Source organism: Dubosiella newyorkensis (assembly GCF_001945605.1).
Classification (GTDB): Bacteria; Bacillota_I; Bacilli_A; order Erysipelotrichales; family Erysipelotrichaceae; genus Dubosiella; species Dubosiella newyorkensis.
Window position 1 is genome coordinate 1 of sequence record NZ_MPKA01000053.1, and the last position, 15403, is coordinate 15403.

Annotated in this window: 14 protein-coding genes and 1 pseudogene; 6 read left to right on the top strand and 9 right to left on the bottom strand. The window is 43.1% G+C overall.

The window, feature by feature from the left end; all coding sequences use genetic code 11:
• The first annotated feature begins 575 nt into the window (after positions 1-575).
• Positions 576-1265, top strand: coding sequence for a hypothetical protein (locus BO225_RS03290; RefSeq protein ID WP_076340856.1), 690 nt, complete (start codon positions 576-578; stop codon positions 1263-1265).
• 59 nt (positions 1266-1324) lie between these two features.
• Here BO225_RS03290 and BO225_RS03295 read toward each other — a convergent pair whose 3' ends face one another.
• Genes BO225_RS03295 through BO225_RS11970 form a run of 3 tightly spaced genes read right to left on the bottom strand, consistent with a single transcriptional unit; the run spans position 1325 to position 2488 of the window.
• On the bottom strand, positions 1325-1654 hold the full coding sequence (locus tag BO225_RS03295; RefSeq protein ID WP_076340857.1) for a hypothetical protein: 330 nt from the start codon (positions 1652-1654) through the stop codon (positions 1325-1327).
• Positions 1635-2267 carry an AraC family transcriptional regulator gene (locus BO225_RS03300; RefSeq protein ID WP_336433327.1) on the bottom strand — a complete coding sequence of 211 codons (633 nt, stop codon included), beginning with the start codon at positions 2265-2267 and terminating at the stop codon, positions 1635-1637. Before BO225_RS03300 ends, BO225_RS03295 begins: the two co-directional genes overlap by 20 nt.
• Positions 2213-2488: an AraC family ligand binding domain-containing protein gene (locus BO225_RS11970; protein WP_158023781.1), complete on the bottom strand. Its 276-nt coding sequence runs from the start codon at positions 2486-2488 to the stop codon at positions 2213-2215. The genes BO225_RS03300 and BO225_RS11970 overlap by 55 nt, the downstream gene beginning before the upstream one ends.
• 125 nt (positions 2489-2613) lie before the next feature.
• Between BO225_RS11970 and BO225_RS03305 the strand changes: the two genes are divergently transcribed.
• The 5 genes and pseudogenes from BO225_RS03305 to BO225_RS03325 all read left to right on the top strand — a co-directional run bounded on the left by BO225_RS03305 (position 2614) and on the right by BO225_RS03325 (position 8513).
• Positions 2614-3288, top strand: a complete 675-nt coding sequence (locus BO225_RS03305) for a GH36 C-terminal domain-containing protein (protein WP_076340858.1) — start codon at positions 2614-2616, stop codon at positions 3286-3288.
• Positions 3285-4694: pseudogene (locus tag BO225_RS03310) on the top strand (glycoside hydrolase family 1 protein). The gene BO225_RS03305 and the pseudogene BO225_RS03310 overlap by 4 nt, the downstream one beginning before the upstream one ends.
• A gap of 78 nt (positions 4695-4772) precedes the next feature.
• The gene (dinB, locus tag BO225_RS03315; RefSeq protein WP_076340859.1) at positions 4773-6017 is read left to right on the top strand and encodes a DNA polymerase IV; all 1245 of its coding nucleotides are present in this window, start codon (positions 4773-4775) and stop codon (positions 6015-6017) included.
• A 54-nt stretch (positions 6018-6071) separates the two neighbouring features.
• A complete protein-coding gene (locus BO225_RS03320) occupies positions 6072-7670 on the top strand; it encodes a potassium/proton antiporter (RefSeq protein ID WP_076340860.1) in 1599 nt (532 codons plus the stop codon).
• 45 nt (positions 7671-7715) lie between these two features.
• On the top strand, positions 7716-8513 hold the full coding sequence (locus BO225_RS03325) for an SDR family NAD(P)-dependent oxidoreductase (RefSeq protein ID WP_076340861.1): 798 nt from the start codon (positions 7716-7718) through the stop codon (positions 8511-8513).
• A gap of 77 nt (positions 8514-8590) precedes the next feature.
• Here BO225_RS03325 and BO225_RS03330 read toward each other — a convergent pair whose 3' ends face one another.
• From BO225_RS03330 to BO225_RS03355, 6 genes are all read right to left on the bottom strand, one after another.
• Entirely contained in the window at positions 8591-11221 is a 2631-nt protein-coding gene (locus BO225_RS03330; RefSeq protein ID WP_076340862.1) for an AAA family ATPase, read from the bottom strand.
• Positions 11218-12327 (bottom strand): exonuclease SbcCD subunit D, encoded by a 1110-nt coding sequence (locus BO225_RS03335; RefSeq protein WP_076340863.1) that lies wholly within the window; start codon positions 12325-12327, stop codon positions 11218-11220. Before BO225_RS03335 ends, BO225_RS03330 begins: the two co-directional genes overlap by 4 nt.
• A 66-nt stretch (positions 12328-12393) precedes the next feature.
• Positions 12394-13317, bottom strand: a complete 924-nt coding sequence (locus tag BO225_RS03340; protein WP_076340864.1) for a CPBP family intramembrane glutamic endopeptidase — start codon at positions 13315-13317, stop codon at positions 12394-12396.
• On the bottom strand, positions 13314-13916 hold the full coding sequence (locus BO225_RS03345; RefSeq protein ID WP_076340865.1) for a uracil-DNA glycosylase family protein: 603 nt from the start codon (positions 13914-13916) through the stop codon (positions 13314-13316). The genes BO225_RS03340 and BO225_RS03345 overlap by 4 nt, the downstream gene beginning before the upstream one ends.
• Positions 13913-14362, bottom strand: coding sequence for a GNAT family N-acetyltransferase (locus BO225_RS03350; RefSeq protein ID WP_083632063.1), 450 nt, complete (start codon positions 14360-14362; stop codon positions 13913-13915). Before BO225_RS03350 ends, BO225_RS03345 begins: the two co-directional genes overlap by 4 nt.
• A 4-nt stretch (positions 14363-14366) precedes the next feature.
• Positions 14367-15347, bottom strand: a complete 981-nt coding sequence (locus BO225_RS03355) for a D-2-hydroxyacid dehydrogenase (RefSeq protein ID WP_076340866.1) — start codon at positions 15345-15347, stop codon at positions 14367-14369.
• Positions 15348-15403 lie beyond the last annotated feature (56 nt).

Genomic DNA, 15403 nt, shown 5'->3' on the forward strand with positions numbered 1-15403 from the left:
AGAGCTTCTTGGACTTTTTTTTACGGGATCGAAAAAAGAATTATAGATCTGGAGATAGATTCCTCTGGAGCGGGAGCTTTTTCTAAGATAGTAAGCCATGAGAAGCCTCCTTTTTGAACACTATTAGGTACTATTATTATATCATAAACAAAAAAGAATTTAAAGAAACAAAAAATAAAAAAGCCCTTAAAATAAAGGGAATTTAATGATATAACTAGGGACAAACAAGTGAAAATGTCTTCAACTTATAAACAAGTTAGTACTCAACTTGAAAAGACGGGTTTCTTGAATCAAGAGTACTTGCGAGATGATCTACCAAAAGATGCATCTCCTCAATCAATCTCTCTTCCCATAATTCCATTGTATAACTCCTATAATATATTTTTACAATATCATACAATTCGGAAAAATGTAAACGTTTTCCAATATTATTTATAAAGCGACCAAGAAAGACATCGAACTTTCCGGTTGCGCCTATAAAAAGGAGTTTGTTATAATATGAAACGTAGATTTAGAACAAACGACTATCGATAGGTAGCCGTTTTTCTGTTTTAAGAAAAGAAGGAAAAGAAATTATGGAAGATATGAATGGGATCCTGATTCCACATTGGTTCGATCGTCTAAGCATGATCGCTTACCAAATTGCCGAAGAGCTCTCTAAGATCACAGAACAGCTCGAAGACTCTCAACACGAGATCGATGTATTATATGAAAAACTTGAAGAAAGCGGAGAACAGCTCGAACAAGCCTTATTCGCCTATCGAAAAGCAATAAATACCAAAGAGCTGCTCGATAAAAAGTGCCAGAAAGCATGTAAAGACTTTCACCATGGTCAAGCGATCCAACAAGCGCTCTATACCCGTGATCCACAAAAGATCCAAGCCGCGCTCTCTTATATTTATACGGACCGAGAAGGGGCACGCTATGAGCTTGCGCGAGCCGCGTTAGGCGCCGACCATGAAATCAAACAAAACATTTTTGACTATTACGATGTCCTCTATCAACGAGCGTTGCTGATCGACCAAGAAGACATCCAAAAAGCGTATAAAGTTTGGATGGAAGCGAAAAAAGCGCTATTCAAGCATTCCTTTGAAACGCTTATTGAAGCGAAAAGCAAAGTTCAACATATGAGCCTAGAGCACAAACGCATCATGAAAGCGTATGAAGAAGCAAGCCTGCAAAACGCGCAGAACTCGGTCCGCCAAAGCGAATTGAAAAAGAATTCGCTCCATATCGAGCATCTACAGCTCGCTTTTCAATACTAAGCACCCACAAAAAAACCCGATTCGCCAAATGAGCTCCATTTACGCCAATCGGGTTTTTTTCATGACTGCACTTTCGTCTTGTTGAGCACTTGCACGATATCGACTAGCGCATTCGTTAGATGGGACGATAAGATCTCGCCGATTTCTTGCCGATCTTCTTCATTGAATTCATCAAACAAATAATCTCCCTCGTCAAATTCAAAAGAAATTTCCCCTGAACTCACGAAGATCTCGATCTCGGCAACGACTTCGCTCATCGCCAGTTTGTACATCGTTTTCCCTTCTTCTGTATTCAAATAGGCATAGAACGCTTCTTGATCTTTGGCCAATAAACGGCTCATCGAAATGAGCGCATCTTCTTTCGCTTCCTTATGTTCTTTTAAGCTCATCTGTATCCTCTCTTTCTTTTTTTAAATTTCGATATTGCTTGGGAGACATTCCTAGCTTCTTTGTGAATGTCTTGGTAAAATGCAAAGAATCCTCGAACCCTACCGAACAGGCGATCACGTGGATCGGCTGCTTTGTCTGGATTAAAAGATGACACGCCTTCTCTTCTTTCGTCTTCCAAATATATTCCTTCAACGAATATCCGGTTTCTTTTTTAAACAAGCGAGATAAATAGGAACGATTCAACCCCGTATATTGTGCGATCTCTTGCACATAGATCGGTTCATCGATCCGTCTTAGACAATACGACATGATCTCTTCGATGTAGTCTTTTGTTTTTCTAGCATCTGAATGCGACGAATTGGGAAAATGAACGACAAGAAAAGCCAAAAGCTTATAAAGAACATGATTCAACGCCAGATCCCGGATCTCGAAAGAAGACACGTACGCTCTTTGCATCTCGATAAACAACAAAGACAAATCGTCATTCTTATCATAATGCGCCACAGGATGATCAAAAAACGAAGTTCGCTGCAAGTAAGGCTCGATATGCGCGCCCGTCATTCCGATCCATCCATACCCCCACGGATCCTCTTGATCGGCTTCATAATAGATCCTTGTCCTAGCGCAATAAAAAACAGATCCCCTCTTTGAAGAGAATACGTTTTCCCCTCCACTTTGAAGATCCCTTTTCCTTGTGTGACATAATGGATCATATAGCTTTTTCGCAAACCAGGACCGTACGAGTGCCCCGGTTCGCACTCTTCATACCCTTGGGTATACACCATCGCATCCGCATTGAAATAAAAATCGGTCGAGTTTGTCGTGATCCGCATCCTACCCTCCATCTAAAGTAACAATTTTCCATAATTATATCACAACCACCTATAGGATGATGGCGCTTACAAATCTATAATGTGTTCGTCGACACCAATCAATAAAAAAAAAGGAGAAACACACAATGAATCATTTAACCGACAAATTGATGGAAAAGATCGGCCCGTTCGCCGAAGTCGTTTCCACCAACAAGTATCTATGCTCTTTACGTGACGGATTCATGGTCGCCTTCCCGGCGACGATGTTCGCTTCGATCGCCATCATCAGTCAATATTTACCCGCAACATTTGGTCTTGAAGGAATCACTCCACAATGGCTTCTTGATTTTCTCAACAATTTCTTTGGCCCGATCGGAAACGCGATCTTTGGAATCCTAGGCTTAGAGCTCGATCTAAGAGAGTGCTCAAATAAAGAAAAAGAACAATTGAAGGAAGCGATTGCCCACTATAAAAAAATGCAGCCTTTCCTCTTAAGCGTGACTTTATTTACCCATCCATATCATGAAGGTTATCAAGCATGGACAGCCATTTCCGAATTCAATTCGATTTATTTAACTGGTTTTTATACGACTTTCGCCAAACTGAGAGCTTCGAGAAACGAGCGCGTCCAGCTTCCAAATATCGATCCAGCTTGCATGTATCAAATCGATGAGCAAACGATTTCGGGCGCCGTGATCGAGAAAACCGGAATCCGCGTTCCGCTTCGTTTCAATGGGGCCAATGGCGAAATGGCTCGCTTAAAAGGAGACTATAGTTCAGCTTTGTGTTGGATGAAAAAGTTGGAGAACAGTAAGCGATGAGTGCCTTTTTAAAATTTCCTCCAAACTTTTTATGGGGAGCGGCGATGAGCGGTCCCCAAAGCGAAGGATGGCTTGGGAAACGGCATGAAAATATCATGGATACGTGGTATCGAATCTGTCGCAATGATTTTTATGAAGGCGTCGGTCCCGATGTGGCTAGTGATTTCCTGCACCATTTCGAGAATGATTTCCGTTTGATGAAAGAAATCGGATTGAACTCGTTTCGAACGAGCATTCAATGAACTCGTTTGATCGCCAATCTTGAAACAGGCGAGCTCGATCCTGATGGAATCGCTTTCTATCAAGCGATGATCCGAGCCGCTAAAGCGAATGAAATCAAGCTGATCTTCAATTTGCACCATTTTGATCTACCTACTGATCTTTTAGATCGATATGCTGGCTGGGAAAGCCGACATGTGGTGGATTTGTTTGTAAAATACACCAAAACGGCTTTCCAGCTTTTTAAAGACGAGATCCACGAATGGACGACCTTCAATGAGCCAATGGTCATGATCGATGATGGATATTTATATGGGTATCACTATCCGCACTATAAAAACGAAGGAAAAAGAGCTGTTCAAGTTTTATATCATATCGTGCTCGCCAACGCTTTAGTCACGCAAACTTATCATCAACTCGATCCTGAAGGAAAGATCGGGATTATCGTCAATGTGACACCCACCTACCCTCGCTCTGATCGAAAAGAAGATCAAGAAGCAGCCCGCTTCTTTGACTTGTTTCATTGGCGATCTTTTCTCGACGCGAGTATCCATGGCCATTTCCCCGATGAACTCGTAGAAATTTTAAGAAAAGATGGAGTCCTTTGGAAAGCGGAAGCCAAAGACGAATCGCTCTTATCTCTCAATCGTAGTGATTTTATAGGCATCAATTATTATCATCCAACAAGAGTCCAAGCCACAGAAGGCCAAATTTTTGAGAATTGGCTTCCCGACCAATATTATGCCCATTACGACTGGCCAGAGAAACGAGTCGATCCATATAAAGATTGGGAGATCTTTCCAAAAGCGCTCTACGACATCGCCAAAGAGATGACGAAGCGTTACCCTAAAACGCCATGGTTTGTTTCCGAAACAGGCATGGGAGTCCACGATGAAGGTCGGTTTCGGAACAAAGACGGCGTGATCGAGGATCTATATCGAATCAACTTTTACAAAGAGCATCTATTTTGGCTGCACAAAGCGATCAAAGAAGGCGCCTCTTGTTTTGGATTCCACACATGGGCGGCTTTAGATTGCTGGAGCTGGAATAATGCGTATAAAAATCGATATGGTTTTATTGAAGTCGATCTGAACGATCAAACGCGTACGATCAAGAAATCCGGTCGATGGTATCGCCAAGTCTCCTTGGAAAACGGTTTTGAAATAGAAGAAGATCCATTTGTGTAATCTTCTTTTTTTTATTAAATTCTGTATTATGACATAATTAAAGTCAGAATTTTTGATATTCTGTGCTTGGTGATCAAAATGAAAAAAGTGATAGTACATTCGGATCTCAATCATTGCTATGCGCAGATCGAGGAAATGAAGAACCCAAGCTTACGCTCGATCCCTATGGCGGTAGGAGGTAGCGAAGAAAAGCGCAATGGGATCATTTTAGCGAAAAACGATCTCGCCAAAGCGTGCGGGATCAAAACGGGAGAATCTTTGCGGGAGGCTTTTCGAAAATGCCCTTCCCTTCTCATCATCCATCCAAATTACGATGACTATATCTACTACATGGAGAAAGTCAAAGACATTTATCGAAAATATACAGACGAAGTAGAATCGTTCGGCCTAGATGAAGCGTGGTTCGATCTATCGCATAGCCAAACCTTGTATGGCGACGGGATCGAGCTCGCCCGTAAGATCCAGCAGGAAGTGTATCGAACCTATGGCCTGAAAGTATCGATGGGTGTCTCTTTCAATAAGATCTTTGCCAAGCTAGGAAGCGATCTCGATAAAAATATGGGCTTTTCTATCATAGATGAAAGCAACTTTAAAGAAGTCGTCTGGCCTTTGCCTGTAAGCGATCTATTGATGGTCGGAAGGCATACCGCGCTGAAATTAGAAGCGATGGGAATTTATACGATTAAGGATCTAGCGACGTATGATGGTTTCAAGCTGACAAAACGGTTTGGCAAGATCGGTGGCGAGCTATGGCGCTTTGCCAATGGGCTGGATGAAAGCCCGGTCAAGCGCGTCGGTCATGCTCGAGAGATCAAATCGGTAGGCAACTCGAAGACCCTTCTTCACGATATCGACTCCTTTATCCAGCTCTATGAAGTGTTTCGCGTGCTCAGCGAGTGTATCGCCGCTCGTCTGCGCGAGATCCATAAGCAAGGGTATGTTGTTTCGATCTATCTGCGTGGGAACGATCTGAGCGGGATGACGCGTCAAATCAAGATGAACCGGCCTACGAATCTAGCTAGCGACATTTTAAAATGCGCCTATCGCTTAGCGCGGCGGCACTTTGATTTCGATCGTCCTCTTCGCAGTGTAGGGATCCAGTTGAGTCAATTGGTCGGCGAAGTTTACGATCCGATCTCTTTGTTTGAAAACGAAGAAAGCCGGCCTAAGCAAAAAGCGTTGGAAGAGACGATCGAAGAGGTGCGCGAAATGTATGGCCCCCAAGCGTGTCAAATGGCTTCGGTGCTGCTTCATAGAGAATTGACCGACTTCGATCCTAAACATACGCATACTGTCCATCCAATCGGATTCTATTGTGGATAAAAATGGAAATATGCAAGCGTTCTAGGCATAATAGAGCCATGAGAGGGGACTTTTATGACAACGACTTTATTTCTTGGAGCGATCGTGATCTTAGCGTCGATCATGATCCAGAAAATCGCAAGCCGGCTCAAGGTCCCAATGCTTTTAGGATTTATTGGCTTAGGGATGATTTTTGGAAGCGAAGGTCTATTTTCGATCCCATTTGACGATTTCGCGTTCGCAGAGCAGATCTGCACGGTGGGCCTTGTGGTGATCATGTTCTATGGAGGATTTGGCACGAGTTGGAAGCGCGCCAAAAAGGTCGCGTTCCCTAGCGCGCTATTAGCCAGCATCGGGGTCGTCTCGACCGCTTTGTTGACCGCGCTTTTTTGCCACTATGCGCTCCATATTTTGTGGATCGAAAGTTTGCTCATTGGCGCTTTATTGTCTTCTACGGATGCGGCGAGCGTATTCAATATTTTGCGGAGTCAAAATCTCGCGCTTAAAAATCACACCGATTCTTTGTTAGAGATCGAATCGGGCTCCAACGATCCATTTGCCTATATGCTCGTTCTAATTTGCTTGACGCTTTCCAAGCAGCCATTCGAGATCGGTTCGATCCTTCTTCTTTTGATCCAGCAAATTGGAGTTGGTTTTATAGTTGGTGTCGCGATCTATATCATTGCACGAACTTTTATCAAATTGTGGCATTTTGACATTGCTGGATTCAACGCGGTGTATGTGCTGGCTGTTGGCTTTTTGAGCTATTCGATCGCGATGCTTTTGGAAGGAAATGGTTTTTTAGCTTGCTATATTACAGGATTGATGCTTGGAAATTCGAATTTGCGGGCCAAGAAAGAACTTGTTCACTTCTTTGATGGTTTGACGACGCTTATGCAAATGCTGATCTTCTTTCTGCTTGGACTTCTTTCTTTTCCAAGTCAGCTTTGGATCAATTTGCCTTTGGCTGGTTTTGTCTTTTTGTTCTTAACGCTGCTCGCGCGTCCGATCAGCGTGTTTACGATCTTATCCTGTTTTAAAAACTATTCATTCGCGCAAAAGACATTGATCAGCTTTGCGGGGCTTAGGGGTGTGGCATCGATCGTCTTCGCGATCATGGCGACCCTTCATGAAACCGTATTTCATTATGATCTTTACCATATCGTGTTTGGTGTCGTTTTGTTTTCGATCGCGATCCAAGGAACGCTTCTTCCGTATGTCGCTAAGCTCTTAAAAATGAGCGACCCGGAGCATACGATCTTACAAACATTTTCGGATTATAGCGAACAGACGGATTTAAGGTTCATCCAAGTACGACTCCATAAAGATTCCCATTGGATCAATAGGACATTGGAAAGCTTCGCTTTGCCGCAAAACTTGATCATTGCGCTCGTCATCCGGAATGGCCGCTCTTTTATCCCCAATAAAGATACGCTGCTCGTTAAAAACGATATCTTGATTCTAGCAGGAGAAGCCTATGAGCCAAGCGAGAGTAGCTTGGAGGAAGAAACGATCGGAAAGCGGGATCCTCGGCTCAACAAGCGGCTCGAAGAGTTGTATGGACAAATTCCTTCGATTTTATGCATCAAGCGCAAGGATGATTTCTTCATTCCAACAAAAGATACGCTCTTATTAGAAAACGACACATTCGTCTACTACAAGGCAAAGAAATGATACTTTCGAACGCCTTATGGTATGGTGGTGGAAGAGGTGATACTAATGGAAAACCAAAAGAAAACAGTCATTATTACAGGTGGAGGCCAAGTCCTCTTAGACAATGGACGTCCTGGCGCGATCGGATACGGGATCGCCTGCGCTTTTGCGAAAGCCGGATGGAACATCGTGATCACAGGCCGAAACAAACAAAAGCTCTATGACGCCAAAGCAAGCCTAGAAAAAGAATACGATGCTTCGGTGTTGTGTGTTCCTGCGGATATCGAATATGGCCAAGACAACGAGAAAGTCGTTCAAACTGTGATCGATCAAACGATCGATCAATTCAAAGAGATCCATGGATTAGTGAATTGCGCGCAAGCTTCCGCTTCGGGCGTTCCTTTTGAACAGCAAACTTTAGAACAATTCAATTTAGCGATCTATTCTGGATTGTATGCGACCTTCTTTTATATGAAAGCTGCTTATCCTTACTTAAAGAAAACAAAAGGCTCGATCGTCAACTTTGGCTCTGGCGCCGCTTTATTTGGCAATGCGGGGCAATCGAGCTATGCGGCCGCCAAAGAAGGGATCCGCGGACTTTCGCGTGTCGCGGCGACCGAATGGGCGAAAGACGGAATCAATGTCAATATTATTTGTCCGCTCGCTTGGACCAAGCAGCTAGAACAATTTAAAACGAATTATCCAGAAGCGTATGAGAAAAATGTCCATATGCCTCCTTGCGGTTATTATGGCGATCCAATGAACGATATTGGGGAAGCGTGTGTGACTTTAATGTCGGATTCTCTCAAATACATGACAGGAGAAACGATCACTTTGGAAGGCGGTCTTGGTCAACGACCATAAATTTGAAAAATCGAAAAAGAAGAGGATCCTACATTCAGGCGATCCTCTTCTTTTTATCTTTTTTATTATAGTGATTTCTAATCCACGATCTGGATCGAAGAGCCTTGTTCTCCATTTTTTTGGACCCGGATCTGCTGGTCGATCCGCTCTTTAAAAGCGTTTGTGTGTGAAATCACTCCAACAAGTCGATGATCCGAAAGATCGATCAGCAAGTCGATCGCTTGATTCAGCTTTTCTTCATCCAGAGTGCCGAAGCCTTCATCGATAAACATCGTCTCGATCGAAATACCTCCGCTTTGTTCTTGAACCATATCCGATAAACCAAGCGCCAGCGATAAAGAAGCTTCAAACGATTCTCCACCCGAAAGCGTATTCACGCTCCGCTTCGTATCATTATAGTGATCGATGATCCCTAAATCTAGACCGCTTTGCGAACGTTTATTGATCGCAGGAAGCAGGATCAGCTCATATTGTCCATCGCTGATCGCCATGAGCCGAATATTGGCTTTATGCAAGATTTCCTGAAAATAAGCGCTCTGTACATACGTTTCCAACTGGATCTTATTTTTGTCTTTAAGCTTTCCGCTGAATGTATCCGCCAATGATTTAAAGAGTTGATACTCTTTTTCGATCGCCTGTTTTTGCTGGATCTGTTTTCTGATTTGTTCAAGGACATATCGCTCATTTTGTTCAAACCTCTCAAGCTGAAGGATCTCTTGATCATATTTATTTTTAGCCTCTTGAAAACTTTGAAGCTCCTCTTCGTTTTTTTGAAGCGCCTTCTCCAGTTCGATCTCCGATTCTTCTTGTTCTTTTCCGATCGTTCCTTCGAGTTCTGCCTTTTTTTGACTGATCGTTTGATACTTTTTATCTTGTTCTTCCCGTTCTTTTCGATCATCCTCGATCATTTTGTTCAACGCTTTGAGCCGATGATCGATTTCATCTTTCGCTTTACATTCTCCAAGCTGCCGGATGGATGCTTGGACCGACGCGTTTTGACGGTCCCATTCAGCGACCTCCGCTTGAATTTGAGCAAACTTGCTTTCCAAATTGGTTTTTTGTTTTTGAAGCTGGACTTTTCGAATCTTCGCTTGTTCTTTTTTCGCGATTTCTCTTCGGATCTCGATGAGCTTTTGCACGATTTGTGCTTTTGGTTTGCACGCGGCATACTCCTCTAATTCTTCTTGAATATAGGATAACGAAGCATTGGAATGCGCCAACGCTTCGCTCTGAGTCGATAGAACGCTCCTTTTTTGCTCGACATTCTCTTTTTGTCGATCAATATTTGCTTGATCGATCGAAACATCCACTAGACGGGCTGGTAAAGGATGCGAAAGCGAACCACACACAGGACAAGGCTTGCCTTCCTCCAAATGGCTTGCCAAAAAACCAGCCTGTTGGTCAAAAAACGCCAATTCCAGCGACGAAAGCTGATCCATTTCGTTTTTCAAAGCGACCTTCGCTTTTTGATAGGCAAAACGGATCTGTTCTTGTTTTTTAGACTCGATCTCTTCTTCCTTGAGCAACGCTTCTTTTTTTTGGGCTTGCTGAAGATAGGAAAGCCAGATCTGTTCTTGCGCTTTTTCATCCCCATCTTCCAAAAGCTTGTCCAAAAGAGCCATTTCTTCTTCGATTTCATGTTTTCTTTGTTCTTGCTCTTTGAGCAAACGGGATCCGCTTTCAAGCTTCTTTTTGATCGTCTCCCAATCCTTTAAATACTTTTCTTTGGCATCCGCTTTCATCATTTCATCTTGGAGTTCTTTTTTCTGTTCAATCCAACCTTCGACCATTGCTTTGCTTTTGGCTAGACGCTCTCGATCAAGACACGCTTGTTTATAAAAAGGCATGAGTCTCTCGAGTTCTTGTTTAGCCGCTTCTTTGAGTGCCCGCTGCTTTTTCATTTGAAGCAAAACTCCATTTTCTTGACTTTTTATTTGGATCCTCTGTTGGATCGTGTCTTGCGCTTGCTGATGCTGCATTTTTCGTTGATGCGCTTCTCCGATTCCCTTCTCCAACCGATGGAGCAATTCACTCTCTTCATATTCTTGATCTTTCGAAAGGATATTCGAAAGCTGACGCGTCTGATCGAATATTTGTTCGATCTTTCCATAATCCGATTTGATTTGATTCGCTTTCAGATTGATCTTCTCTTGAAAGCGGGCATACGCCTCGGTGTGGAAAAGCTCTTGAAGGATCTTCGAGCGCTCTTCCGTCTTGGCTAAAAGCAGCTTCAAGAAATCATTTTGAGCGATCATGCCGATCTGCTTGAACTGAGCTCGATCCATTCCTAAAATCGACTCGATCTTCGCGTTGACTTCCCCCGCCTTTACGAGCGGAAGTGTATGATCTTCAAAATACAGTTCCGTTTGCGCTTTTTGTTTCGTAAAGCCCTCCCCTCGCGCCTTAGGCCGTTCATATTCTGGCGAACGATAAACCGTATAAATTCGATCCTTTACGCAAAATCGAAGCACGACAAACGTTTTCGTGGTTGGCTTGGCGTATTGAGAACGGATCATATTCGTTTCCTTTTGGTCCCCGCTCACGCTTCCAAAAAGGGCGTATACGATCGCATCAAAGATCGTCGTCTTGCCTGCTCCTGTCGTTCCGCTCACTAAATACAATCCATTTTTTCCAAATCGTTCAAAGTCGATCGACTCTTCGTTCGCATACGGTCCAAAGGCGCTCATTTTTAATTGCAGTGGTCTCATATCGTTTCTTCCCAAAGATCCTTGATGATCTTTTTTTGTTCCTCGCTGATCGCGTTTCCATTTTGTTCTTGATAAAAAGAAGCGATCAAAGCGAGAGGATCGATCGCTTCCATTTCTTGCACCGATCGCGTTTCCAGCTTTCCTTGTCGGCGATTTTTGTAGGTGATCTTTAAGATCTTTGGATAAATTGTCTCCAACTTTTTGCGGACATAAGGAATATCGTGTTCATCCAACAAAACGATCGAATAGTAATCTTCTTTATTGAGATCTTGGTAGAATGTTTTAGAACTCAATGTCATATAATCGCCTTCGATCTCTACAAAATCGTGAAGGGCAGGCACTTCGATCTCATGCACTTCGATTTTTTTATCACAAATATCGAGAAGGAGCGCTCTTTTCTTTTGATGGATCTCATCGACCGAATACTTTAAAAGCGTCCCCGCATAACGGATCTTTTCCGTTACGCTTTGTGGAGAATGCAAGTGACCAAGAGCGACATAATCGAAAGGCTCGAACACCGAAGCTTGGATCCCATCGCTACCGCCCACGCTCTTTTGTTCGGAATCACAGCGCTGCGAGCCTTCGACAAATTGATGGGCCATTAAAATATTGAACGCTTCCGGATCCAGATCGATCGTCCCCAACGCGTAACACACCGCTTCTTCATCGCTGCTACATGCTGGATCTAGTTTTCGAACATAGGCTTTTTTTAAAAAGGGAAGCATATAAATATGGATCTTCTGTCCATTTTTTTCTAATTGTAATCGATCCACATGACCATCGAATCGCGCAGCAATATGGATCTTATGTTTTTGAAAAAGCCAATCTCCATATTTGAGCCGATTGGCGGAATCATGATTACCGGCAATGATACACGTTTCGATACCACGCTCGCTCAACTTCGCAAGAAAGCGGTCGAACAGCTGCATCGCCCATTCGCTAGGCATGCTGCGATCATAAATATCACCTGCGATCAGCAGTCCATCGACCTTTTGGGAGTCGATCAAATCGAGCACGCGATCGAGCATCGCCTCCTGTTCTTCCTGCATCGAATATCCGTGGACCTGTTTTCCTAAATGGAGATCTGAAAGATGTAATAGTCGCATAAAGAGCCCCCTAACATACAGTTATAATACCACTTAACCCTAAAAAAGCACAGAAAAAGGGCGATCTTATCGCCCTAACCACATCCATAAGGAACTAAGAATAAATACGAATCCAAAAACAAGGATCCAAACGTTTTTGAAAGCCAATTGATAGACTTCTTTAGGAGAAGACCATCGCCTTCTTTCTAGCGTAAATTCCTTTCGTTTAAGGATCAAATAAACGATTCCATAGAGGCACGCTAGCAAAATAACAAAAGGAGCGATCCACATGAACCACGTGCTCATCGTCAAAAAAGAAATTGCGTTATTGAGCATATGAATCAAGATCACTAGCGTTAGCGAACGCGTCTTGACATAAAAGTAGCCGAGAACGCAGCCCATAAAGAAGGCAGGCAGTCCTTGGGCGAAATTCAAATGCATCATTCCAAAGCAAAGCGCGCTGAATACGATCGAAAACGTCTTTCCATACGCTTCAAAGCTCTTTAACAAAACGCCCCGGAAAAACAATTCTTCTATGGCTGGTCCTATAAGAACGATAGCCACAAATAAAATAAGATCTGAAAACAAGCTCCTCGAAACCCCAAAATCCGGCTGTTGGATCGGAGCGTTCAACCATTGATTGACCAAAGAAAAAATCAAAGAAAACGCAAATGAAGCAAGCGATAGGAGCGCGTATCCATTCCATACATCGCTCGCTTTGAATGGACGCTTAAGATCCTCTTTCCAAAAAAGCGGGTAGCGGCTTTTAAAAAACAAGATCGCGCAAAGGCCTGAAAGAATTGAAGAAAGCAAAAGGATCACGGCACTCAAAACAGGTTCGATAGAAAGCTGAAGATGCATCGGGAGCCAGGCGAGCAAAAATCCAAGACCCAATGAACCAATCAAAGAGGCGCACAGCTGAACGAGCAAATAGATCCATAACGATTGCCCGGCTCGATCGATCTTTGAGCACAAACTTGTATAAGCAGTAAAAACAGGTGGCTTATTCATGAGGCATTCTCCTTCTTTGTGTCCCCCAAGCACGCTTGGATCTTTTCTCGCAAAACAGGAACCACGTTTTCTTCAAACCATGGATTCTTTTTTCTCCACCCCTGGTTAAGAGGACTAGGATGGACGATTGGGAAATACTTTGGCAAATAGCAAGCGTAATTCTTGACCGTTTCCGTAAGAGTTGGATACGCTTCTTCTTTTAAATACGCATCGATCGCGTACTTTCCGACTAAAACGATCAGTTCAATATTGGGCATTTGCTCAAGAAGAGCCGTATGATATTGTTTCATAAACGCTCTTGGTGGCAGATCTCCTGATTTCGCTTTACCTGGATAGTAAAAATCCATCGGCATGATCGCGATCTTGTCAGAATAAAACGTGTTATCATCCAATCCCATCCATTCTCTTAGTTTCTTTCCTGAAAGATCGTTGAATGGGATCCCTGTCTCTTCGACTTTTTTTCCTGGCGCTTGTGAAATGATCAAGATCTTAGCTTGCTTAGAAAGCTGAACGATCGGCTTGATCCCTCTTTGCGTATATTCTGCGTTTCGAGGATCTTGTTCGACCTCGTTGAACACTTGCTCAAACTCTTTTTTCATAAAAGGTTCCTTTCATAAACAGTTTCTATCGTGCTTGGATCCCAAGGAGCGCGAAAAGAATCGATCGGATGGAATCCATATTTTTCATATAGACCGACATGATCGCTCGTTAAATAGATCCGCTCAAATCCGAGATCGGCGGCGTATTTTTCCGCGGAATCGATCAAGCGCTTCCCATAACGATTTCCTCGTTTCCGCTCGTCAATAAACAAATAGCGGACATAGGGAGAATATTTTAAAGAGGGGAGGCAGTCTTTTTTAGCGAAATATAAAAACCCATAAAGGTATCCCTCTTCATAAGCGACGAAAACACGTTCCCATCCTTTGATTTCATGATGCTTCATTTTTTCTCCAAGATGTCTGCCCGCCTTCCATGGGCAGTCAAGCGCGTATTCCATCGCGTCTTCCCATAAAATATCCCCTTCCATCAATATTTTGACTTCCATATTTTCACCTCGTATCCAATTTTCCAAATTCCCCTTCGTTAAATCCTGGACGATTAACTTGGTTTTTAAAAGGCTTGTGTTCCACGAGATTTTTCAAGTTGGTTTCCACGAGCTTAGCGAAGAGATCTTTTGTATAGCGAGAAGCGTATCCTCCCGAAATATGAGGGGTGATGTATACAGATTTTTCGTTCCATAAGCTAGAATGAGGAGGTAGCGGCTCTTCCTCAAAAACATCCAGAACCATCGCCCGGATCTTTTGCTTGCGCATCACTTCCTCTAATAAACTCGTTTTTACAAATTTTCCACGTCCAACATTGACAAAGATCGCATGGCTTGGCATGAGATCAAACATTTCCGCTTGAAAAAAATCGTCAGTATCGGTATTGCTCGGCAAACAATTGATCACAAGATCGGCTTCTGGCAAATATGTTCGAATATTGACTAGCTGATCAATCCGATCAAACCCTTCTTTTTCCACTTTCTTTTTTCTAAGACCAATCGTCCTGCAGCCAAAGGCTTTTAAGCGGCTGGCCAATGTAGAGCCTACATCCCCGACACCTAATATGAGCGCGTTTTTATAGCGCAAGGTTTCTATAGGAATGCGTGTCGTGTTCCACTGGTTTTGGGCTTGAAAGCTCTTATATTGGTCCGCTTCCCGATATATCGATAAGATCGCTTGGATCACATATTCTGCGATCGTGAATCCAAATGTTCCTGATGAATTGCATAAAACGGCTTTATGGATCCAACGATTCCAGCCTTCATAACCGGCACTCGGTAATTGAACAAGTTCCAATGATTCGATCGAATCGATTTGTTCTCGCAAAGATTCAGGAATGATCCCAATGATCGCGCTGGCCTTTGAAAAATAGGGCATCACATCCTCCTCGGTATCAAAATGCAATTCCAATGTATCCGAGACTTCTCGGAGTTTTTGTTTTTGGGATTCGTTGAAGGTCGTAAAACAAACCACATGTTTCTTCACAATGAATTCCTTCTTTCTATTCTTCCATTGTATCGCTTTTTTGTATTTTGTTTTGG